This window comes from Pseudomonas guineae (assembly GCF_900113745.1).
Lineage (GTDB): Bacteria > Pseudomonadota > Gammaproteobacteria > Pseudomonadales > Pseudomonadaceae > Aquipseudomonas > Aquipseudomonas guineae.
Map to the genome: position 1 here is coordinate 176867 of NZ_FOQL01000004.1, position 22353 is coordinate 199219.

General features: G+C 58.1%; 25 protein-coding genes. 14 read left to right on the plus strand and 11 right to left on the minus strand.

The window, feature by feature from the left end; genetic code table 11:
* Positions 1-37: 37 nt before the first annotated feature.
* Entirely contained in the window at positions 38-1384 is a 1347-nt protein-coding gene (gene pmbA / locus BMZ32_RS15035) for a metalloprotease PmbA (protein WP_090243402.1), read from the plus strand.
* A gap of 63 nt (positions 1385-1447) precedes the next feature.
* Here the strand turns inward: pmbA and BMZ32_RS15040 are convergent, their stop codons facing one another.
* From BMZ32_RS15040 to BMZ32_RS15085, 10 genes are all read right to left on the minus strand, one after another.
* The gene (locus BMZ32_RS15040; RefSeq protein ID WP_090243404.1) at positions 1448-1720 is read right to left on the minus strand and encodes an HPr family phosphocarrier protein; all 273 of its coding nucleotides are present in this window, start codon (positions 1718-1720) and stop codon (positions 1448-1450) included.
* 12 nt (positions 1721-1732) lie between these two features.
* The gene (gene rapZ / locus BMZ32_RS15045) at positions 1733-2590 is read right to left on the minus strand and encodes an RNase adapter RapZ (RefSeq protein ID WP_090243405.1); all 858 of its coding nucleotides are present in this window, start codon (positions 2588-2590) and stop codon (positions 1733-1735) included.
* Positions 2591-2599: 9 nt separating this feature from the next.
* The gene (ptsN, locus tag BMZ32_RS15050) at positions 2600-3067 is read right to left on the minus strand and encodes a PTS IIA-like nitrogen regulatory protein PtsN (RefSeq protein WP_090243407.1); all 468 of its coding nucleotides are present in this window, start codon (positions 3065-3067) and stop codon (positions 2600-2602) included.
* A 15-nt stretch (positions 3068-3082) separates the two neighbouring features.
* Entirely contained in the window at positions 3083-3391 is a 309-nt protein-coding gene (hpf, locus tag BMZ32_RS15055; RefSeq protein WP_090243410.1) for a ribosome hibernation-promoting factor, HPF/YfiA family, read from the minus strand.
* 192 nt (positions 3392-3583) lie between these two features.
* Entirely contained in the window at positions 3584-5098 is a 1515-nt protein-coding gene (locus BMZ32_RS15060) for an RNA polymerase factor sigma-54 (protein WP_090243412.1), read from the minus strand.
* Positions 5099-5235: 137 nt separating this feature from the next.
* Positions 5236-5961, minus strand: a complete 726-nt coding sequence (gene lptB, locus BMZ32_RS15065; RefSeq protein ID WP_090243414.1) for an LPS export ABC transporter ATP-binding protein — start codon at positions 5959-5961, stop codon at positions 5236-5238.
* A gap of 2 nt (positions 5962-5963) precedes the next feature.
* A complete protein-coding gene (lptA, locus tag BMZ32_RS15070; protein ID WP_090243416.1) occupies positions 5964-6506 on the minus strand; it encodes a lipopolysaccharide transport periplasmic protein LptA in 543 nt (180 codons plus the stop codon).
* The gene (gene lptC / locus BMZ32_RS15075) at positions 6493-7062 is read right to left on the minus strand and encodes an LPS export ABC transporter periplasmic protein LptC (protein WP_090243417.1); all 570 of its coding nucleotides are present in this window, start codon (positions 7060-7062) and stop codon (positions 6493-6495) included. Before lptC ends, lptA begins: the two co-directional genes overlap by 14 nt.
* A gap of 8 nt (positions 7063-7070) precedes the next feature.
* On the minus strand, positions 7071-7610 hold the full coding sequence (locus tag BMZ32_RS15080) for a KdsC family phosphatase (RefSeq protein WP_090243418.1): 540 nt from the start codon (positions 7608-7610) through the stop codon (positions 7071-7073).
* Positions 7610-8584 carry a KpsF/GutQ family sugar-phosphate isomerase gene (locus BMZ32_RS15085; protein WP_090243420.1) on the minus strand — a complete coding sequence of 325 codons (975 nt, stop codon included), beginning with the start codon at positions 8582-8584 and terminating at the stop codon, positions 7610-7612. Before BMZ32_RS15085 ends, BMZ32_RS15080 begins: the two co-directional genes overlap by 1 nt.
* A gap of 246 nt (positions 8585-8830) precedes the next feature.
* Here BMZ32_RS15085 and BMZ32_RS15090 point away from each other — a divergent pair, with 246 nt between their 5' ends.
* The 10 genes from BMZ32_RS15090 (at position 8831) to hisC (ending at position 16977) form a co-directional block, all read left to right on the plus strand.
* Positions 8831-9640, plus strand: a complete 810-nt coding sequence (locus BMZ32_RS15090; protein WP_090243422.1) for an ATP-binding cassette domain-containing protein — start codon at positions 8831-8833, stop codon at positions 9638-9640.
* Positions 9640-10437: a lipid asymmetry maintenance ABC transporter permease subunit MlaE gene (mlaE, locus tag BMZ32_RS15095; protein ID WP_090243424.1), complete on the plus strand. Its 798-nt coding sequence runs from the start codon at positions 9640-9642 to the stop codon at positions 10435-10437. The genes BMZ32_RS15090 and mlaE overlap by 1 nt, the downstream gene beginning before the upstream one ends.
* Complete coding sequence (gene mlaD / locus BMZ32_RS15100; protein WP_090243427.1) at positions 10437-10907, plus strand: outer membrane lipid asymmetry maintenance protein MlaD; 471 nt, start codon at positions 10437-10439, stop codon at positions 10905-10907. The genes mlaE and mlaD overlap by 1 nt, the downstream gene beginning before the upstream one ends.
* Before the next feature lie 14 nt (positions 10908-10921).
* On the plus strand, positions 10922-11554 hold the full coding sequence (locus tag BMZ32_RS15105) for an MlaC/ttg2D family ABC transporter substrate-binding protein (protein WP_090243429.1): 633 nt from the start codon (positions 10922-10924) through the stop codon (positions 11552-11554).
* Positions 11551-11859 (plus strand): STAS domain-containing protein, encoded by a 309-nt coding sequence (locus BMZ32_RS15110; protein ID WP_090243431.1) that lies wholly within the window; start codon positions 11551-11553, stop codon positions 11857-11859. Before BMZ32_RS15105 ends, BMZ32_RS15110 begins: the two co-directional genes overlap by 4 nt.
* A 131-nt stretch (positions 11860-11990) precedes the next feature.
* Positions 11991-12230: a BolA family protein gene (locus BMZ32_RS15115; RefSeq protein ID WP_090243433.1), complete on the plus strand. Its 240-nt coding sequence runs from the start codon at positions 11991-11993 to the stop codon at positions 12228-12230.
* Positions 12231-12242: 12 nt separating this feature from the next.
* On the plus strand, positions 12243-13508 hold the full coding sequence (murA, locus tag BMZ32_RS15120; protein WP_090243434.1) for a UDP-N-acetylglucosamine 1-carboxyvinyltransferase: 1266 nt from the start codon (positions 12243-12245) through the stop codon (positions 13506-13508).
* 238 nt (positions 13509-13746) lie between these two features.
* Positions 13747-14382 carry an ATP phosphoribosyltransferase gene (gene hisG, locus BMZ32_RS15125; protein ID WP_090243436.1) on the plus strand — a complete coding sequence of 212 codons (636 nt, stop codon included), beginning with the start codon at positions 13747-13749 and terminating at the stop codon, positions 14380-14382.
* Between the two features lie 123 nt (positions 14383-14505).
* Positions 14506-15816 carry a histidinol dehydrogenase gene (gene hisD, locus BMZ32_RS15130; protein WP_090243438.1) on the plus strand — a complete coding sequence of 437 codons (1311 nt, stop codon included), beginning with the start codon at positions 14506-14508 and terminating at the stop codon, positions 15814-15816.
* 108 nt (positions 15817-15924) lie between these two features.
* Positions 15925-16977: a histidinol-phosphate transaminase gene (gene hisC / locus BMZ32_RS15135; protein WP_090243441.1), complete on the plus strand. Its 1053-nt coding sequence runs from the start codon at positions 15925-15927 to the stop codon at positions 16975-16977.
* A 119-nt stretch (positions 16978-17096) separates the two neighbouring features.
* Here the strand turns inward: hisC and algW are convergent, their stop codons facing one another.
* Complete coding sequence (gene algW / locus BMZ32_RS15140) at positions 17097-18239, minus strand: Do family serine endopeptidase AlgW (RefSeq protein ID WP_090243443.1); 1143 nt, start codon at positions 18237-18239, stop codon at positions 17097-17099.
* 111 nt (positions 18240-18350) lie between these two features.
* Between algW and BMZ32_RS15145 the strand changes: the two genes are divergently transcribed.
* From BMZ32_RS15145 to cysN, 3 genes are all read left to right on the plus strand, one after another.
* Positions 18351-19109 carry a Nif3-like dinuclear metal center hexameric protein gene (locus BMZ32_RS15145; RefSeq protein WP_090243445.1) on the plus strand — a complete coding sequence of 253 codons (759 nt, stop codon included), beginning with the start codon at positions 18351-18353 and terminating at the stop codon, positions 19107-19109.
* A 387-nt stretch (positions 19110-19496) separates the two neighbouring features.
* Entirely contained in the window at positions 19497-20414 is a 918-nt protein-coding gene (gene cysD, locus BMZ32_RS15150; protein WP_090243447.1) for a sulfate adenylyltransferase subunit CysD, read from the plus strand.
* Position 20415: 1 nt separating this feature from the next.
* Positions 20416-22311 carry a sulfate adenylyltransferase subunit CysN gene (gene cysN, locus BMZ32_RS15155; RefSeq protein WP_090243451.1) on the plus strand — a complete coding sequence of 632 codons (1896 nt, stop codon included), beginning with the start codon at positions 20416-20418 and terminating at the stop codon, positions 22309-22311.
* Positions 22312-22353 lie beyond the last annotated feature (42 nt).

Here is a 22353-nt window from a genome sequence, read left to right on the forward strand (position 1 = left end):
TATGGTCGCGCTTGCCGCTTATCGTTCAGGAGTTTTTATGAGTGCAGTAGATACAGTCGGGCCCCAGGCCGTGCCGCAATTACAGGCGCAGGTGGAGCAGATTATTGCCGAGGCTAAAAAGCAAGGTGCCAGCGCCTGTGAGGTGGCTGTGTCGGTGGAGCAGGGTTTATCCACTACGGTGCGCCAGGGAGAAGTGGAAACGGTCGAGTTCAACCGTGATCAAGGTTTTGGTATCACCCTGTATGTCGGTCAGCGCAAGGGCTCGGCCAGCACCTCTGCCAGCGGTGAAGCAGCCATTCGCGAAACGGTCGCGGCGGCCTTGGCGATTGCCAAGCACGCCTCCGAAGACGAGTGCGCTGGGCTGGCCGATGCTGGGCTGATGGCTCGCGAGCTGCCGCAGCTGGATCTGTATCACGCCTGGTCAATCACGCCGGAGCAGGCCATCGAGCAAGCACTGAGTTGTGAATCTGCTGCTTTTGCGGCGGACCAGCGGATCAAGAACGCCGATGGCACTACCCTCAATACTCACCAAGGTTGCCGGGTTTATGGCAATAGCCATGGCTTCGTCAGCGGTTATGCCAGTACTCGGCATAGCCTGAGCTGCGTAATGATCGCCGAAGCCGCCGGGCAAATGCAGCGTGACTACTGGTATGACGTTAGCCGCCAGGGCGAGCTGTTGGCAGATGCTGGCAGCATCGGTCGACGTGCTGCCGAGCGTGCCGTCAGCCGCCTGGGCGCGCGCCCGGTGCCAACCTGTGAGGTTCCGGTGCTGTTTGCCGCTGAGCTGGCGGGCGGGCTGTTTGGCAGTTTCCTGGCGGCTATTTCCGGCGGCAATCTGTACCGTAAATCTTCGTTTCTGGAAGGCACATTGGGGCAGCAGTTGTTCCCCGAGTGGCTGAGCATTGATGAGCGCCCGCATATTCCACGTGCGCTGGGCAGCGCGGCCTTCGATGGCGACGGCCTGGCGACCTACGCCAAGTCTTTTGTCGAGCGCGGCGAGTTGTTGTCCTACGTGCTGGGCACCTATTCCGGGCGCAAGCTGGGCATGCCTAGCACCGCTAACTCGGGCGGTGTGCATAACTTGTTTGTCAGCCATGGTGATGAAGACCAGAGAGCACTGCTTAAGCGCATGGGGCGCGGCTTGTTGGTGACTGAGCTGATGGGGCAGGGGCTCAATATGGTCACGGGGGACTATTCGCGTGGTGCCGGCGGTTATTGGGTGGAGAACGGTGAGATCCAGTTCCCAGTGCAGGAAGTCACTATCGCGGGCAACCTGCGCGACATGTTCAAGCAGATTGTTGCAGTCGGTAATGACTTGGAACTGCGCAGCAACATTCGCACTGGCTCGGTGCTGATTGAGCGGATGACGGTAGCGGGCAGCTGATTAGCAGCTATGAAAAAGGGGCTGTCGCTTTAGCGGTCAGCCCCTTTTCTATCTGGCAGTGTGCTACTCGCCTTCGTCGAAGAAGTTGTTGATCAAGTCGCTCAGGGCGCTAATGGCATCGCTATCCTGCTCGCCTTCGGCATGCAAGTGCACGGTGGTGCCTTTGCCGGCGGCGAGCATCATCACCGCCATGATGCTTTTGCCGTCGACTAGGCTGTCGGCGCTGCGGCCGACTTTGACCTGACAAGGAAAGCGCCCTGCGACGCCAACAAACTTGGCCGCGGCACGGGCATGCAGGCCAAGTTTGTTGATGATGATGATTTCGCAGGCGGGCATCGCGGCAATTCCTTAACTGAGGTCGCGGTGACGGATCTGAACGTTTTTCAGGATGGGCTTGAGGGTTTCACCCAAGCGGTTGGCCAGGTAAACCGATCGGTGGTGTCCGCCGGTACAACCTATCGCTATCGTGACATAGGCACGGTTACTGGCGGCAAAGCGTGGCAGCCATTTGGTCAGGTAGGCGAGGATGTCCTGGTACATGTCTTCGACATCGGCCTGGGCGCTGAGGTACTCAACCACCGGCTGGTCCAGCCCCGAAAAATCGCGCAGATCCGGCTTCCAGTAGGGGTTCGGTAGGCAGCGCACATCGAAGACTAGGTCCGCATCCACTGGCATCCCACGTTTAAAACCAAAGGACTCCAGTAGAAATGCGGTGCCTGGCTCAGGCTGGTTGAGCAGGCGCAACTTGAGGCTGTCACGCAGCTGGTAGAGGTTGAGGTGAGTGGTGTCGATCTTCAGGTCGGCCAAGTCGATGATCGGCCCCAGCAGCGAGCTTTCATCGGCGATGGCTTCAGCCAGCGAGCGATTTTCGTTAGTCAGCGGATGGCGTCTGCGAGTTTCCGAAAAGCGTTTGAGCAGGGTTTCTTCGTCGGCGTCCAGGTAGAGCACATCGCACTTAATATGTCGGGCGCGAACTTCTTCGAGCAGCTCAGGAAAGCGCTTGAGGTGGCTCGGCAGGTTGCGTGCATCAATTGACACAGCGACCTGCGGATGCAGCAACTCAGTATGCAGCAGGGCGCGTTCGGCCAGCTCAGGCAGCAGCCCGGCGGGCAGGTTGTCGATGCAGTAGAAACCGTTGTCCTCGAGTACATCGAGGGCCGTGCTCTTCCCCGAGCCGGAACGACCGCTAACGATGATCAGGCGCATGTTCAGGCTCTATGTAAGTTGGCTTTGTATGTCGACTACCACTTGATACAAGGCTTCGCTGCTTTCGGCTTGACGCAGGCTGGCGCGCACATCGCTGCGATCGAGCATGCTGGCGATCTGCCGAAGCAACTCCAGGTGAGCATCAGTGGCCGCTTCTGGTACCAACAGAACAAACAGCAGGTCGACGGGTGCGCCATCGATGGCATCGAAGTCGACAGCGGCGTCCAGGCGCAGAAGGGCGCTGATCGGCGCCGTGCAACCCGGCAGGCGGCAGTGCGGAATGGCGATGCCATTACCGAAGCCAGTTGAACCGAGCTTTTCACGGGCAATCAGGCTTTCGAAAATGTCTTGGCCATCCAGATCAGGCAGCTCACGCGCCACTAGGTTGGCAATCTGTTCGAGAACACGTTTTTTACTGCCGCCCGGCACGTTCACTAAGGAACGGCCGGGGGTCAGGATGGTTTCAAGTCTGATCATAGGAGATAGACGACGTCAGCGGGCCATAGCGCCTTGTTGACGATCGAGCTGTTTTTCCTTGTGTTTGATGAGTTGTCGATCGAGTTTGTCGGTGAGTAAATCGATGGCGGCGTACATGTCGTCATGTTCGGCATTGGCGACGACTTCACCGCCTGCGATATGCAGGGTCGCTTCGATTTTCTGCTTGAGCTTCTCGACCTCCATGATGACTTGTACGTTGGTGATCTTGTCGAAGTGGCGCTCTAATCGGCTGAATTTCTCACCGATATAGTCGCGTAGGGCGTCGGTCACATCCAGCTGATGTCCACTGATGTTGACTTGCATACCGCTTTCTCCTTTTTACCGAGTGTAAGAGGCAGGCAAGAGGCCTGCCGCCGGAACACTGTGGCGTGGAAAACTCTGGCAGAACTGATTTGGTATGAGCGCCAATTATTGACTGGCAGTCTGGCCGCATAGCAAAAGGTGTGGTCTGGAGCGTTCTGTGCAGTGCGATCTGTCTTCCTTTTTCGTATCGCCTTAGATCAATCGTTTGCGCTCGCTGGAAGGCGATATTCCGAGGGATTCACGATATTTTGCAACCGTACGGCGAGCGACTTGAATGCCTTGTGCCTCCAGTAGACCAGCGATCTTGCTGTCACTCAACGGCTTTTTCGCATTTTCAGCGGCGACCAGTTTTTTGATGATGGCACGTATCGCGGTCGACGAGCATTCGCCTCCTTCGGAGGTGCTGACGTGGCTGGAAAAGAAGTACTTCAGCTCGTAAATGCCGCGCGGGGTGTGCATAAACTTCTGCGTGGTCACCCGCGAGATGGTCGACTCGTGCATGCCCACCGCTTCAGCAATGTCGTGCAGTACCAAGGGTTTCATTGCCTCATCGCCGTAATCGAGGAAGCCGCGCTGATGTTCGACGATTTGCGTGGCAACCTTCATCAGGGTTTCGTTGCGGCTTTGCAGACTTTTGATAAACCAGCGTGCTTCTTGCAGCTGGTTGCGCATAAAGGTGTTGTCGGCACTGGAGTCGGCGCGCTTCACAAACCCGGCGTATTGCGCGTTGACGCGCAGGCGCGGCATGGCTTCTTGGTTCAACTCCACCAGCCAGCGTTCGTTGTGTTTGCGCACAATCACGTCGGGCACCACGTATTCCGGCTCACTAGATTCGATCTGCGAGCCGGGGCGCGGGTTGAGGCTCTGGATCAAGTCGATGACTTGGCGCAGTTCATCTTCCTTAAGCTTCATGCGCCGCATCAGTTGGCTATAGTCGCGACTGCCGAGTAGGTCGAGGTAGTCGTTAGCCAGGCGCTGAGCTTCGCTTAGCCACAGCGTTTTTGCCGGCAGCTGGCGCAGTTGCAGGAGCAAGCATTCACCAAGGTTGCGTGCCGCAATGCCGGTGGGCTCGAACTGCTGAATGCGGTGCAGCACGGCTTCGACTTCGTCGAGTTCGATATCTAACTCGGGGTCAAAAGCGTCTACCACTTCTTCGAGCGTTTCTTCCAAGTAACCTTGATCGTTGATGCAGTCAATCAGAGTTATACCGATAAGACGGTCCTTGTCGGACATGGGCGCCAAGTTGAGCTGCCAGAGCAGATGGCTTTGCAGGCTTTCACCGCTGGAGGTGCGGGTGGTGAAGTCCCACTCGTCATCATCGTTAGTGCTGCTCGGTAAGCTGCTGGCGCTGGTCTGGTAAATATCTTCCCAGGCGGTGTCGACAGGCAGCTCATTAGGAATACGTTCACCCCAGTCACCTTCTTCCAAGTTGTCCACGGTTTGGGTGGCTTCTTGGTAGGTGGTTTCTTGGTAAGGCGCTTCGGGTTGTTCGTTGGGGGTTGCGCTTTCTGCGCCATCAGCCATGGGGTCCGAATTGTCGAAATCATCGCCTTCTTCTTGGCGTTCGAGCATCGGGTTGGACTCCAGGGCCTCCTGGATCTCTTGTTGCAGATCCAAGGTCGACAATTGGAGTAGACGGATGGCCTGTTGCAGCTGCGGTGTCATCGTCAGCTGCTGGCCCATTCTCAGGACGAGCGATGGTTTCATTGCAGACCTTATTTACCGGCGTCTGTGCGCAGTCCACTACAGGGCGTTTTTAAAAACGCCACCAGGAAGCAAATTATATGCCTGACTCTAAAGCTTTTGCCTAGCCTTGGCTGCAACAGGCTTGAGAAAAGCTGTGTTTACAGTCGGAACTCATGCCCCAGGTAAACTTCTTTTACTGTCTGGTTGGCCAGGATGGTCTCGGCATCACCTTCGGCGATCAGTTGGCCATCGCTGACAATGTAAGCCGTTTCGCAAATGTCCAAGGTCTCGCGGACATTGTGGTCGGTGATTAATACGCCGATGCCCTTGGCCTTAAGGTGATGGATGATCTGCTTGATGTCACCCACGGAGATGGGGTCGACACCGGCGAAGGGCTCGTCGAGCAGGATGAATTTGGGGTTGGTTGCCAGGGCGCGAGCAATTTCAACGCGGCGGCGCTCACCACCGGACAGGCTCATGCCGAGGTTGTCGCGGATGTGGCTGATATGGAATTCCTGCAGCAGGCCCTCAAGCTCCTTGCGGCGTGATGCGCCGTCGAGGTCTTTACGGGTTTCCAGGATGGCCATAATGTTGTCGGCCACGCTGAGCTTGCGAAAAATCGAGGCTTCCTGTGGCAGATAGCCGATACCGGCGCGCGCACGGCCATGCATGGGTTGATGGCTGACGTCGAGGTCGTCGATCATCACGCGGCCCTGATCGGCCTGCACCAGGCCGACGATCATATAGAAACAGGTGGTCTTGCCGGCGCCGTTGGGGCCCAGCAGGCCGACGATTTGTCCGCTGTCGATGCTCAGGCTGACGTCGCGTACGACCTGGCGGCCTTTGTAGCTTTTGGCCAGGTGTTGGGCTTTCAATGTGGCCATTATTACTGCGCCTGCTGTTCGGCTGGTTTGTTCTTCGGCTGGATCACCATATCAATGCGCGGACGTGGCGCAGTGATGTTGGTACCTGTTGCGCGGCCGGCGTTAACGATCTGGCGCTGGGTGTCATAGACGATTTTCTCGCCTTCGAAGGTGTTGCCTTCTTGGATCACCTTGGCCTGGTCAATCAATACCACGCGATCATTGGCCATGAAGTACTGGATGGTCAGGCCGTAGGCCTTGACGACCTGCTTGTCGGCCGATGGCAGTTGTTCGTAGTAGGCAGGCTTGCCGACTGAGGTGAACACTTCCACATCGCCTTGGGCGTTCTGGGTGATGGTCACGGTGTTGCCCGTGATCTTCAGTGTGCCTTGAGTAATCACAACATCGCCGCGGTAAACCGCCACGCCTTGTTTATCATCAAGCTCTGCGCTGTCGGCCTGGATGCGGATCGGTTGTTCGCGGTCTGACGGCAGGGCCCAGGCACTCGCACTTCCGAGTGCGGCGCTGAGGCTGAGTAGTAGGGGGAGGGTGTTAACGAGCCTCATGCTGACCTCTTACGTTGGACAGCAGGAGCATCCTGCCGTCATTCATGTACGCTTTCATTCCTGTTGCCGTGGTCACCCCGTTGGCCGCGACGATTCTAACGGCTTGCTGGGTCTGCGCATATTCCTTCTCGGGGAATACGGTCAGACGGCTGGTGGTGAGGATGGTCGGGCGGCCTTTGGCGTCGGTGCGTTCGACGCGCACGTTCTCAATTAATTCGACCTCTGTGCCGCCTGGCGAGACTTCACCGCGCTCACTACGGATTTTCCAAGGCAGTTCTGTGCCGCGGAATAGATTCATATTCGGGCTGGCCATCAGGGTAATGTCGCTGGCCTTGATGTGCTCGACTTTGTCGGCCGTTAGCTCGTAATGCAGCTTGCCATCGGCTTGGTACTGCACGGTATAGGTGTTAGTGGCGTAAAAGTCGACGGCGTTGTCGGTCGCGGCCTTGTCGGGCTGTTGATTAAAGCCTTCCGGGCTGAGGTTCCAATAGCCGAGTGCCGCCACCAGCAATGCGACACTAGTAAGCAGGACAATGTTGAATAACTTGCGGGGCATGATTGGCCTTATAGGTAAGCGGCTTGAGCGGCATCAAGGGTGCCTTGAGCGTGCATGATCAGCTCACAAAATTCGCGGGCGGCACCTTCGCCGCCGCGAGCGCGGGTCACGCCATGCGCGTGCTGGCGAACAAATGCGTCGGCGCTGGCGACTGCCATGCCCAGGCCCACACGGCGGATCACCGGCAGATCGGGCAGGTCGTCACCTAAGTAAGCGACTTGTGCATAGTCTAGGCCCAGCTCGCCGAGTAGCTCATCGAGTACCACCAGCTTGTCTTCGCGGCCTTGGTACAGGTGTTGAATGCCTAGGTTCTGCGCGCGGCGCTCAACCACTGGGGTCTTGCGGCCGCTGATGATCGCGGTGCGTACCCCGGAGTTGATCAGCATTTTGATGCCGTGGCCGTCGAGGGTGTTGAAGGTTTTGAACTCGCTGCCGTCGACGAGGAAATACAGCTTGCCGTCGGTGAGTACGCCGTCGACGTCAAAGATCGCGAGCTTGATGGCCTTGGCGCGCTGCATCAGGTCCGGGTTAGTCACGTCAGTGGTCATCACATTACTCCGGCGCGCAGCAGGTCGTGCATGTTCAGTGCACCGACCGGCTGGTCGTTATTGTCGATAACCACCAGCGAACTGATCTTGTGGTCTTCCATGATTTTCAGGGCTTCTGCCGCGAGCATGTCGGCGCGGGCGGTTTTGCCATGTGCCGTCATAACGTCATCGATAATAGTCAGGCGAACATCGATGCTGCGATCCAGGGTGCGGCGTAGGTCGCCGTCGGTGAAGACTCCGGCAAGACGACCGTCGTCCTCGGTGACCACGGTCATACCCAGGCCTTTCTGGGTCATTTCCAGCAGTGCATCGCGAAGTGAGGTGCCGCGGTTGACGCGTGGCAGGCTGGCGCCGGCATGCATGACGTTTTCCACCTTGAGCAGCAACCGCCGGCCCAATGCACCTCCGGGGTGGGAGAAGGCGAAGTCTTCCGCGGTAAAGCCGCGAGCCTCTAGCAAGGCGATGGCCAGTGCATCACCCAGTACCAAAGAAACCGTGGTGGAGGAGGTTGGCGCCAGGTTCAGGGGGCAGGCTTCCTGGGCTACACGGGCGTCGAGGTTGACTTCAGCGGCCTTGGCCAGTGGCGATTCGGGGTTGCCGGTCATGCTGATGAGGGTGATGCCGAGGCGCTTGATCAGCGGCAGCAGGGTGACAATTTCTGTAGTGGAGCCGGAGTTAGACAGTGCTAGCACCACGTCGTCGCGGGTGATCATGCCCATGTCGCCATGACTGGCTTCGGCCGGGTGGACAAAAAAAGCGGTAGTGCCAGTGCTGGCTAAGGTGGCGGCAATCTTATGACCGACGTGACCGGACTTGCCCATGCCAACCACCACGACACGCCCTTTGCTGGCGAGAATCAGCTCGCAGGCACGCACGAAATCACCGTTTATGCGTTGCAGCAGGTCTTGAATGGCTTCGAGTTCCAGGCGAATAGTGCGCTGCGCGGACTGAATCAGATCGGTGGATTGGCTCATGACTTCTCTGCGGCGGGCGGGCTAAAAGCAGCTGATTATAACGGTAAAGGTGCGTCTGCCCAGTTTTTCCAGTTCCAAGTTAGGTCCTGGCGCAGCGCGACGCTTTTCCATGGCGACAAGATCAATCTTGGGCGGTGAGTTCCGCGATGCTATAGTTCGCGCCCATTTTCGGTACGTTAGACGACTAGTGGTGCCCTTTGTTCGGGGCTGTACGTCAGTCACGCACGCGTTGAGCAAGGAGTCCAGATGAGCGCCGAGAACCCGTATGCAGTCGAGCTCAAAAAACTGAGTTTCAAGCGTGGTGAACGGGATATTTTCAAAAACATCGATATCCGCATCCCGCGTGGCAAAGTCACAGGGATTATGGGGCCGTCCGGCTGTGGCAAAACCACGCTGCTGCGTTTGATCGCCGCTGAGCTTAAGCCCAGCCAGGGCGAAGTGTGGGTCAACGGGGTAAACCTGCCGACGCTGTCGCGCAGCGATTTATTCGACATGCGCAAGCAGATGGGCGTGCTGTTCCAGAGTGGTGCGTTATTTACCGATTTGGATGTGTTCGAGAACGTCGCCTTTCCGTTGCGGGTGCATACCCAGCTGCCAGAAGAGATGATTCGCGACATCGTCCTGATGAAGCTGCAGGCCGTGGGCCTGCGCGGCGCCTTGGATTTGATGCCAGACGAGTTGTCAGGCGGCATGAAACGTCGCGTGGCGTTGGCGCGGGCGATCGCTTTGGACCCGCAAATACTCATGTATGACGAGCCATTCGTGGGGCAAGACCCAATTGCAATGGGCGTTCTGGTGCGACTGATTCGTCTGCTCAGCGATGCGTTGGGTATCACCAGTATTGTGGTCTCTCATGACCTGGCGGAAACCGCCAGCATTGCTGACTACATCTATATCGTCGGTGATACTCAGGTGTTGGGGCAGGGCACGCCAGCCGAGTTGAAAGCCTCGGAGGACCCTCGTGTACGCCAATTTATGCAAGGCATCCCCGATGGTCCTGTGCCGTTTCACTTTCCTGCGACCAATTACCGCGATGATTTGCTGGGGGAGCGCTGATGCGTAAGGCGTCTTTGCTCGAGCGGGTGCGCTTGTTTGGGCGTGCTGGTATTGATGTAGTGGCCACGCTGGGGCGTTCGGGGCTGTTTCTGCTGCGTGCGCTGTTCGGCCGTGGCTCGACGGGCAATGGTTTTCAGTTGCTGGTCAAGCAGCTGTATTCGATCGGGGTGATGTCGCTGGCCATCATTATCGTGTCCGGTATCTTTATCGGCATGGTGCTGTCATTACAGGGCTTCAGTATTTTGGCCCAGTACGGCTCTGAGCAGGCCGTGGGGCAGATGGTGGCACTGACCTTGCTGCGTGAGCTGGGGCCGGTGGTGACCGCTTTATTGTTTGCTGGGCGCGCCGGGTCGGCGTTGACCGCAGAAATCGGCAATATGAAATCCACCGAGCAGCTGTCGAGTCTGGCGATGATCGGCGTTGACCCGCTGAAATACATTGTCGCCCCACGGTTGTGGGCCGGTTTTATTTCGATGCCGCTGCTGGCGATGATCTTCAGTGTGGTCGGTATCTGGGGCGGCGCGATGGTTGCCGTCGACTGGCTGGGAGTTTATGAAGGCTCGTTCTGGGCCAATATGCAAAGCAGTGTTTCGTTTCGCGAAGATGTGCTCAATGGCGTGATCAAGAGCATCGTATTTGCGTTTGTTGTGACCTGGATTGCTGTGTTTCAGGGCTATGACTGTGAGCCGACGTCGGAAGGGATTAGTCGTGCCACCACGAAAACTGTGGTGTACGCCTCGCTCGCCGTATTGGGGCTGGACTTTATTCTGACCGCTTTGATGTTTGGAGATTTCTGATGCAGAACCGCACGCTAGAAGTGGGTGTCGGCTTGTTCCTGTTGGCCGGATTGTTGGCTTTGTTGTTGTTAGCCCTGCGGGTCAGTGGCCTGACGGTTGGTAGTGCCGACAACACCTACAAAGTTTATGCGCACTTTGAGAATATCGCCGGTTTGACGGTCAGATCAAAAGTAACCATGGCCGGTGTCACTATCGGCAAGGTCACCGCGATTGATCTGGATCGCAACAGCTACATGGGGCGCGTCACCATGATGGTGGACAAGGCCGTTGATAATTTGCCGGCCGACTCCACGGCTTCGATCCTGACGGCGGGTCTGCTCGGCGAGAAGTACATAGGCATCAGTGTGGGCGGCGAAGAGGAGGTGCTAGGCGATGGCGGCACCATTTATGACACGCAGTCATCGCTGGTACTGGAAGACCTGATTGGCAAGTTTTTACTCAACTCAGTCAATAAAGACCAGGCTAATTAATAGAGGTACTGAACATGATCAAAGCACTGCGTAACAGTCTTTTTGTTTGCTTGGCTGCCATGTCCTTTTCGCTGCTGGCCGCTCCGGCGGCTCACGATGTGGTGCAGCAGACCACCAGCACGCTGTTGGCTGACCTCAAAACCAACAAAGAGCAATATCGTACCGATCCGGCTGCGTTTTACGACGCACTGAACAGTATTCTCGGTCCGGTAGTCGATGTCGACGGGATTTCCCGTGGCGTGATGACTGTGCGCTACTCGCGCCAAGCCTCGCCGGAGCAAATGCAGCGCTTCCAGGAAAACTTCAAGCGTAGCCTGATGCAGTTTTATGGCAACGCGCTATTGGAATACAACAACCAGGATATTCGCGTGCTGCCGGTAAGCGGCCAGCAGGATCCGCAACGTACCGCGGTCAACATGGAGATCAAGGACGGTAATGGCGCGGTCTATCCATTGTCCTACACCATGGTCAACCAGGACGGTACCTGGAAGATGCGTAACGTGATCATCAATGGCATCAACGTCGGCAAGCTGTTTCGTGACCAGTTCTCCCAGGCCATGCAGAACAACCGTAATGATCTGGACAAGGTTATCGATAGCTGGACCGAAACTGTGGCCAAGGCCCGTCAAGGAACTAATGCATCGTGAGTCAGGCCAGCATTAGCGAGGCATCCTCCGGTGTATTTAGCCTAGTTGGGGTACTGGATTACCAGAGCGCTCCGGCGCTGCGTGTAGAGGGCGCACGCTTGCTTAAGGCCAGTCAGGCTGATGCTTACGTGCTCGACTGCGGCGGCGTGGAGAAATCCAGCAGCGTGGGTGTGTCCTTGTTGCTGGCCTTTATGCGCGACGCCAGTGCCGCCGGCAAAAAAATGAGCGTGCGCAGCCTGCCCAAAGATATGCACGAGATTGCCGGCGTCTGTGGCCTTTTGGAAATTCTGCCACTGCAATCTTGAGCAACTGTCGTTCTGGCTTCGGTCGGTTGGCAGGAATGCGGGGTTCGCAGGCGGGGGGCTTTTTTGTATGATGCTCGACCCGCGAGCGTGTGCTCCGCTGTCGTTAATTGATGCATTGATCGAGGTTGAGCATGCAGGCCTTAGAAGTAAAGAGTCTCCTTGAGGCTAAATTGCCGAATACCCAAGTGGGAGTTGAAGGCGAAGGCTGCAACTTTCAGCTGAACCTGATCAGTGATGAGTTGGCTGCTCTCAGCCCCGTCAAGCGTCAGCAGCAGATCTACGCTCACCTCAATGCCTGGATCGCTGATGGCAGCATTCACGCCGTGAGTATGAAATTCTTTAGCCGTGCCGATTGGGCCGCGCGCTCCTAGATCGAGAGAATCATGGACAAACTGATTATTACCGGCGGTGTGCGCCTTGATGGCGAAATCCGCATTTCCGGGGCGAAGAACTCTGCCCTGCCGATTCTTGCCGCGACCCTGCTCGGTGACGCCCCCGTCACCATCTGCAACCTGCCGCACTTGCACGACATCACCACCATGATCGAGTTGTTCGGTCGTATGGGTATCGAGCCGATCATCGACGAGAAGCTCAGCGTAGAAGTCGATGCGCGGGCGATCAAAACCTTGGTCGCGCCCTACGAGCTGGTGAAAACCATGCGCGCCTCGATTCTGGTGCTGGGCCCGATGGTGGCGCGCTTTGGCTATGCCGAAGTGGCCCTGCCAGGCGGTTGCGCCATCGGCTCGCGTCCGGTTGACCTGCACATTCGTGGCCTCGAAGCCATGGGCGCGATCATCGATGTCGAAGCGGGCTACATCAAGGCTAAAGCCCCTGAAGGCGGTCTACGTGGCGCGCACTTCTTCTTCGATACCGTCAGCGTGACCGGTACTGAAAACATCATGATGGCGGCCACGCTAGCCAAAGGCCGCAGCGTGCTGGAAAACGCAGCCCGCGAGCCGGAAGTGGTCGACCTGGCTAATTGCCTGATCGCCATGGGCGCGAAAATTACCGGTGCTGGCACCGACACCATCATCATCGATGGCGTTGAGCGCTTACATGGTGCGCGGTTCAGCGTAATGCCTGACCGTATCGAAACCGGCACTTACCTGGTGGCTGCTGCAATCACCGGCGGCCGGGTCAAGGTTAAGGATACTGATCCGACCACCCTCGAAGCCGTATTGTCCAAGCTTCAGGAAGCGGGTGCTGAAATCACCTGTGGCAACGACTGGATTGAGCTGAACATGCACGGTAAGCGGCCTAAGGCTGTGAATCTGCGTACGGCTCCGTACCCGGCTTTCCCGACCGACATGCAGGCGCAGTTCGTCGCCCTTAACGCGGTTGCCGAGGGCACCGGCACGGTGATCGAAACCGTATTTGAAAACCGTTTCATGCATGTGCATGAAATGATCCGCATGGGCGCGCAGATTCAGGTTGAAGGCAACACTGCCATCGTCACTGGCACCGAGACGCTTAAAGGCGCGCCGGTTATGGCCACTGACCTGCGTGCTTCGGCCAGTCTGGTCATCTCAGCGCTGGTTGCTGAGGGTGATACCCTGATTGATCGTATCTATCACATTGACCGTGGTTACGAGTGCATCGAAGAGAAGCTGCAGATGCTGGGTGCCAAGATTCGCCGAGTACCGGGCTAGAAGCAGTTTCAAAACTACTGCGGGCTGCGCGTGTGATGCTGCATTTATAGGCTCGGAAGCCGCTGCGGCTAACGCGCCTAGCGCGGCCCGGAGAGCGAGTGAAGTGAGCAATGTTCATTTACACCAGTTAACTCCGCTTCCTCGCCGTTTTGACCCGCCGAAGGCTGTTACTAACGTAGCGTTCTACCTGGCCTTCGCTCGCGACGTTTTAAACCGCTTTTAGACATTAGGTTTTGTGATGCTGACTATTGCTCTGTCAAAAGGCCGGATTCTCGATGACACCCTGCCGCTGCTTGAAGCGGCCGGTATTGTGCCTACCGAAAACCCGGACAAAAGCCGCAAGCTGATCATTCCAACCACTATGGATGATGTGCGTCTGTTGATCGTGCGTGCCACCGACGTGCCGACCTATGTTGAGCATGGCGCGGCGGACCTCGGTGTGGCCGGTAAAGACGTGCTGATGGAATACGGTGGCCAAGGCTTATACGAGCCGTTGGACCTGCGTATTGCCCAGTGCAAGCTGATGACCGCCGGTGCTGTCGGTGCGCCTGAACCGAAAGGTCGGCTGCGCGTGGCGACTAAGTTCGTCAATGTGGCCAAGCGTTATTACGCCGAGCAGGGTCGTCAGGTCGACATCATCAAGCTCTACGGCTCCATGGAGCTGGCACCGCTGGTGGGTTTGGCTGACAAGATCATCGATGTGGTCGATACTGGCAACACCTTGCGCGCCAATGGTTTGGAAGCTCAGGAGCTGATCGCCACGATCAGCTCGCGTTTGGTGGTTAACAAGGCGTCGATGAAGATGCAACACGCGCGTATTCAAGCGTTGATCGATACCCTGCGTGATGCGGTCGAAGCACGACACCCCCGCTAATACCCTCACCGCGGCGTTACGCCGCGTTTGCCTATCCGTGTCATAGCCAATTTTCTCGGGCGTCCATGCGGTGGGCTTGGTAGCCTAGCGACGCCCGAGCATTTGCCAATTAAGAGGCCCGCTATGACCGCTCCTATCGCTATCCGCCGACTCAATGCCGCTGACCAGGACTTTGCCCAGCATCTGGATCATCTGCTGAGCTGGGAAAGTGTCTCGGACGATGCGGTCAACCATCGCGTGCTGGAGATCATCAAGGCCGTGCGCGAGCGTGGCGATGCGGCGCTGGTCGAGTTCACTAAACAGTTTGATGGCCTGGATGTCGCCTCAATGGCGGATTTGATTCTGCCGCGCGAGCGCCTGGAATTGGCGCTGACCCGTATCACCCCTGAGCAGCGGCGTGCGCTGGAAGTCGCCGCCGAGCGCGTGCGCAGCTATCACGAACGGCAGAAGCAGGACTCTTGGAGCTACACCGAGGCCGACGGCACGGTGCTGGGGCAGAAGGTCACCCCGCTGGATCGCGCCGGCCTTTACGTGCCCGGTGGTAAGGCGTCGTACCCCTCTTCAGTGCTGATGAACGCCATCCCGGCCAAGGTCGCCGGCGTATTGGAAGTGGTGATGGTGGTGCCGACCCCGCGTGGCGAGATCAACGAACTCGTCCTCGCCGCAGCGTGCATCGCTGGCGTCGACCGCGTGTTCACTATCGGCGGTGCTCAGGCCGTGGCGGCGCTGGCCTATGGCACTGAAAGCGTACCGCCAGTGGATAAAATTGTCGGCCCTGGCAATATCTATGTCGCTACCGCCAAGCGTCACGTGTTCGGTAAGGTCGGCATCGATATGATCGCCGGGCCTTCGGAGATTCTCGTGGTGTGCGACGGTCAAACCGATCCGGACTGGATCGCTATGGACCTGTTCTCCCAGGCTGAGCACGATGAAGATGCGCAGTCGATTCTGGTCAGCCCGGATGCGGCTTTCCTTGACCGCGTCGCCGAGAGCATTGCCAAGCTGCTGCCGACTCTGGAGCGTGAAACCATTGCCCGCACGTCGCTTGAAGGCCGTGGCGCGCTGATCCAGGTGGCCGATATGTCACAGGCCATTGAGGTGGCCAACCGCATTGCGCCAGAGCACTTGGAACTGTCGGTGGAGAACCCCGAGCAGTACCTGCCGCTGATCCGTCACGCGGGCGCGATCTTTATGGGTCGTTACACCGCTGAGGCCTTGGGCGATTACTGCGCGGGGCCCAATCACGTGCTGCCGACCTCTGGTACTGCGCGGTATTCCTCGCCGCTGGGGGTCTACGACTTCCAGAAGCGCTCGTCGATCATCCATTGCTCGGCCGAAGGTGCGTCCGAGCTGGGCAAGGTCGCCAGCGTGCTGGCCCGTGGCGAGTCGCTGACCGCTCACGCCCGCAGCGCTGAGTACCGCATCAAGGGTTGAGCGTAGGGTGGACAACGCTGTTCTTGTCCACCTGATGTGCATGTAATTACGGTGGACAAAAAAGCGTTGTCCACCCTACAAGAATTGAATTCGAGGAGAGAAGGGCAGATGAGCAAATTCTGGAGCCCCTTCGTCAAAGACCTGGTCCCATACGTGCCGGGTGAGCAGCCGAAGCTGGCCAAACTGGTCAAGCTCAATACCAACGAGAACCCCTACGGTCCATCGCCCAAGGCGATCACGGCCATGCAGGCGGAGCTGAACGACAATCTGCGCCTGTACCCGGACCCCAATGCTGACCGCCTGAAGCAGGCTGTGGCTGACTACTATGGCGTGCAGCCCGCTCAGGTATTTGTCGGTAATGGCTCCGATGAAGTGTTGGCTCATGCCTTCCATGGTCTGTTCCAGCATGGTCAGCCGTTGCTGTTTCCGGACATCAGCTACAGCTTCTATCCGGTTTACTGCGGCCTGTATGGCATTGCTGCCGAGACGATCGCGCTGGATGAGCAGTTCCAGATTCGCGTCGAAGACTATGTGCGGCCCAACGGCGGTATCATCTTCCCTAACCCCAACGCCCCGACCGGTTGCGCGCTGGGCCTGGAGGCCATTGAGCGTCTACTCAAGGCCAACACCGATACGGTGGTGCTGGTGGATGAGGCGTATATCGATTTTGGCGGCGAGACGGCGATCAGCCTGGTGGATAAATACCCTAACCTGCTGGTTAGCCAAACCCTGTCCAAGTCGCGCTCCCTGGCGGGCCTGCGCGTTGGTATCGCGGTTGGTCATCCCGATCTGATCGAGGCGCTGGAGCGGATCAAGAACAGCTTCAACTCTTACCCGCTGGACCGTATGGCGATTGCCGGTGCGGCGGCGGCGTTCGAGGACAAGGCCTACTTTCAGCAGACCTGCCAGCGCGTGATCGACAGCCGCGAGGCAGTTGTCGCCGGTTTGCAGGCGCTAGGTTTTGAGGTGCTGCCGTCAGCGGCGAACTTCATCTTTGCCCGTCACCCGGATAAGGATGCAGCGCTGCTAGCGGCGGGGCTGCGTGAACAGGGGGTAATCGTGCGCCACTTTAAGCAGCAGCGCATTGCTCAGTTCCTGCGCATCACCATCGGTACGCCGGAGCAGAATCAGGCGCTTCTGGATGCCTTGCAGGGGTTGTAACGCCTGTGTTTTAACTAAGCCGGAGCGAGTATCACGCTCCGGCTTTTTTATCTCGGCCAATTCCTAGCGCCGTCTGGCGCGACAGGCTGTGCTGTGGCGCGGGCATCACCGTAGGCGGATTACTTGTCGTTAACGGGGGGTCTGACGCCTATTTCGGCGGTTAATTGCAGCGGTTCGCCGTTGCGTAGGATGTCGATGCGGATCCGCTCGCCTGGCTTAGCGCGTGCCACCTGATTCATCGAGCGACGCCCATCAGTGGCCGCTTCACCGGCAATGCGCAGGATTAGATCGCCCGGCTGCAGCCCCGCCTTTTGCGCCGGACCGTCGCGGAAGATACCGGCTACGACGATACCGGGGCGTCCGTCCAAACCGAAGGACTCTGCCAGCTCCGGGGTCAGCGGTTGCACCTCAATACCCAGCCAGCCGCGAATCACTTGGCCATGCTCGATAATTGCCTGCATCACTTCCATCGCCAGCTTCACCGGAATGGCGAAGCCGATGCCTTGAGAACCACCCGACTTGGAGAAAATCGCGGTATTGATGCCGATCAGGTTGCCGTAGGCATCCACCAGCGCGCCGCCTGAGTTGCCTGGGTTGATTGCCGCGTCTGTCTGGATAAAGTCTTCGTAGGTGTTGAGGCCCAGTTGGTTACGTCCGGTGGCGCTGATGATGCCCATGGTAACGGTCTGGCCGACTCCAAACGGGTTGCCGATGGCGAGGCTGACGTCGCCAATGCGGATATTATCCGAGCGACCAAGAGTGATAAACGGCAGGTCCTGCAAGTCGATCTTCAGCACCGCTAGATCGGTTTCCGGGTCACTGCCGATCATCCGCGCCAGGGTTTCGCGGCCGTCTTTGAGCGCCACCACAATCTGGTCAGCATCGGCCACCACATGGTTGTTGGTCAGCAGATAGCCTTCGGGGCTCATGATTACGGCTGAGCCGAGGCTCGATTCCATACGCCGTTGTTTGGGCAGGTTATCGCCAAAAAACTTACGGAACTGTGGGTCTTCAAACAGCGGATGCGCTGGTTTATTAACGAACTTGGTGGTGTAAAGGTTGGCCACCGCAGGGGACGCGGTGGTTACCGCCTCGGCATAGGACACGGGCCCTTCCTGCATGCGGCTGTAGAACGGGGCCTGGCGCACGTTCACATCCTGCCCCGGCAAGCCGACCCATTGCGGAAAATACTGCATGATCAGCAATGCCAGTAGCACGCCGACCAGTAGGGGCCAGCCGAGGGGACGTAGGGCCTTGAACATTAAACAATCCTGAGGGTTGCAGGGCGGCAAGTGCGCCCCTTAAGGTGCGCCATTATAGAGACGCGACTGACAATAAAGCAGCGCCTCGTAACGCTTGATTAAGGACACCCTATGGCTATTGCCCTGATGACTCTGGTGGGGGAAGCAGACCGCTACCTCAATGCCGCGCAAATCAGCGATTACTGCCCCAATGGTTTGCAGGTTGAAGGGAGGCCGCACGTGCGCCGCATCGTCAGTGGGGTCACCGCCAGCCAGGCGTTGCTCGACGCGGCCGTGGAGGCCGATGCTGACGTAGTGCTGGTGCACCATGGTTATTTCTGGAAAGGTGAGAACCCCTGCGTCACTGGTATGAAGCGCCGCCGCCTGCAGACCCTGCTGGGTAATGACATCAGTCTGCTGGCTTATCACCTGCCGCTGGACGTGCACCCTGAGGTGGGCAATAACGTGCAGCTGGCCGCCCAGCTGGGCATCACCGTGGAAGGCCCGCTGGAACCCGATAATCCGCGTACCGTGGGCCTGATTGGCTCGCTGGCTGAGGCCATGACCGCGCAGGACTTCGCACGGCATGTGCAGCAGGTGCTCGGTCGTGAACCGCTGCTGGTCGAAGGCGATGGCATGATCCGCCGCGTGGGGTGGTGCACGGGCGGCGGTCAGGGCTATATCGACCAGGCCATCGCGGCCGGGGTTGATCTGTATTTAACCGGGGAGGCCTCAGAGCAGACCTTCCACAGTGCGCGCGAAAATGGCGTTAGCTTTATCGCCGCCGGCCACCACGCCACCGAGCGTTACGGTGTGCAGGCGCTGGGTGATTACCTGGCGCGACGCTTTGCGATTGAGCATCTGTTTATCGATTGCCCCAACCCCATCTGAGGGCCCGCACACGATCTGCTGTGCGTCGGTCAGGCTGCGTTAAAAATAACCTCGGTAAGCGGCTTGCCGCTAACGCGTTTTAGCGCAGTCTTGGGGCGAGCGATACGAGCACTGCTCATTTACAGCCCGTAAACGCCGCTTTCTCGGTCATTTGATTCGTCAGCGCTCACTCTTCGGGTCAGTCCTGGCTGTTACTTTCGGTGGTCGTTGTGCCTGGTCTGGCACTGCCTCGCGAGAGCGTGAGCGGGTTCTGGGTGGCCTATTTTGCTGGCATAAAGCTAGATCGTTTCGATCTAACTAGGCTCCTGATTAGACGAAGGTGCTGTGCTAGAGTGCCGTCTCGTCCACGGCCCGCCGGCCTAAACACATCGCCATTCGTGAGTAGCCATGCTCGATAAACTGACCCACCTGAAACAGCTGGAGGCGGAAAGTATCCACATCATTCGTGAAGTGGCCGCCGAATTCGATAACCCGGTAATGCTCTACTCCATCGGTAAAGACTCCGCCGTGATGCTGCACCTGGCGCGCAAGGCGTTTTTTCCGGGCAAGTTGCCGTTCCCGGTGATGCACATCGATACCCGCTGGAAGTTTCAGGAGATGTACGCTTTCCGCGAGAAAATGGTCAACGAGTATGGCCTTGAACTGATTACCCACACCAACCCCGATGGCGTGGCGCAGGACATGAACCCCTTCACCTACGGCAGTGCCAAGCACACCGACGTGATGAAAACCGAGGGGCTCAAGCAGGCACTGGATCAGTACGGATTCGATGCCGCCTTCGGTGGCGCGCGCCGCGACGAAGAGAAGTCGCGGGCCAAAGAGCGCGTGTACTCCTTCCGTGACAGCAAGCACCGCTGGGATCCGAAGAATCAGCGTCCCGAGCTGTGGAATGTGTACAACGGCAACGTCAAGAAGGGCGAGTCGATCCGCGTATTCCCGCTGTCCAACTGGACCGAGCTGGACATCTGGCAGTACATCTATCTGGAAAGCATCCCGATCGTGCCGCTGTATTTCGCCGCTGAGCGCGAAGTGATCGAGATGAACGGCGCGCTGATCATGATTGACGACGAGCGCATCCTCGAACACCTCACTCCCGAGCAGAAAGCCAGCATCCATAAAAAGATGGTGCGCTTCCGCACGCTAGGCTGCTACCCGCTGACAGGCGCGGTGGAGTCCACGGCGACCAGCCTGCCGGAAATTATTCAGGAAATGCTGTTGGCCAAGACCTCTGAGCGCCAAGGCCGCGTCATCGACCATGACTCATCCGGCTCGATGGAAGAGAAGAAACGTCAGGGGTACTTTTAATATGTCGCACCAATCCGAATTGATCAGCGAGGACATCCTCGCCTATCTGGCCCAGCATGAACGTAAAGAGCTGCTGCGCTTCCTCACCTGCGGTAACGTCGACGACGGTAAAAGCACCCTGATTGGCCGCCTGCTGCATGACTCCAAGATGATCTATGAAGACCATCTAGACGCCATCACCAAAGACTCGAAAAAAGTCGGCACCACCGGTGAAGACATCGACCTGGCGCTGCTGGTTGACGGTTTGCAGGCCGAGCGCGAGCAAGGCATTACCATCGATGTGGCCTACCGCTATTTCAGCACCACCAAGCGCAAATTCATCATTGCCGACACCCCCGGCCATGAGCAGTACACGCGCAACATGGCCACCGGTGCCTCCAACTGCGACCTGGCGATCATTCTGATCGATGCCCGTTACGGTGTGCAGACCCAGACCAAGCGCCACAGCTTTATTGCCTCGTTGTTGGGCATCAAGCACATCGTCATTGCGGTCAACAAGATGGACCTCAAGGGCTTTGATCAGGGCGTGTTTGAGCAGATCAAGGCCGATTACCTGGCGTTTGTCGAGGGTATTGCCTTCAAACCAAGCTCGATGCACTTCGTGCCGATGTCGGCGCTCAAGGGCGACAACGTGGTCAACAAGAGCGAGCAGTCGCCTTGGTACACCGGCCAGTCGTTGATGGAGATTCTCGAAACGGTAGAAGTGGCCGGCGATCGTAATTTCGACGACCTGCGTTTCCCCGTGCAGTACGTCAACCGCCCCAACCTGAACTTCCGTGGTTTCGCTGGCACCTTGGCCAGCGGCATCGTGCGTAAGGGCGATGAGGTTGTGGCCCTGCCATCGGGTAAGGGCAGTAAGGTTAAATCGATTGTCACCTTCGAAGGTGAGTTGGAGCAGGCCGGCCCAGGCCAGGCGATTACTATTACCTTGGAAGACGAAATCGACGTGTCGCGTGGCGACATGCTGGTGCACGGCGACAACCGTCCACAGGTGGTCGACAGCTTCGACGCCATGCTGGTGTGGATGGCTGAAGAGCCGATGCTGCCGGGCAAAAAGTACGACATCAAGCGCGCCACCAGCTATGTGCCGGGCTCGATTGCCAGCATCGCCCACCGGGTGGATGTGAATACCCTAGAAGAAGGCGCGGCGAGCAGCCTGCAACTCAACGAAATCGGCCAGGTGCGCATCGCCTTGGATGCACCGATTGCGCTGGACGGCTATGCGCATAACCGCACCACCGGCTCGTTTATCATCATCGATCGGCTGACTAACGGCACTGTTGGTGCCGGTATGATCATTGCTGAGGCCGTCGGTGGTAACAGTGGTCATCACGGCCAGTTGGCCCACGTTTCTACCGAAGAGCGTGCCACGCGTTTCGGTCAGCAGCCCGCGACGGTTCTGTTCAGCGGCTTGTCTGGCGCGGGTAAAAGCACTCTGGCCTATGCCGTAGAGCGCAAGCTGTTCGACTCTGGTCGTGCGGTGTATGTGCTAGATGGCCAGAACCTACGTCATGACTTGAACAAGGGCCTGCCGCAGGATCGTGCTGGGCGAACCGAGAACTGGCGGCGTGCCGCTCACGTGGCGCGGCAGTTTAACGAAGCCGGCCTGCTGACCCTGGCGGCCTTCGTCGCACCGGATGCCGAAGGCCGCGAGCAGGTAAAGGCGTTGATCGGTGCTGAACGTCTGATCACCGTCTATGTGCAGGCATCGCCGCAGGTCTGTGCCGAACGTGACCCGCAAGGCCTGTATGCGGCCGGCGGTGACAACATCCCGGGAGAGTCTTTCCCCTACGACGTGCCACTGAATGCCGATCTGGTGATCGATACGCAAGCGCTATCGGTAGAGGAGAGTGTCAAACAGGTATTGGCACTGTTGCGCGAGCGTGGCGCGATTTAAATCTGCTGCGCAATAAAAAGCCCCGCCAAGTGCGGGGCTTTT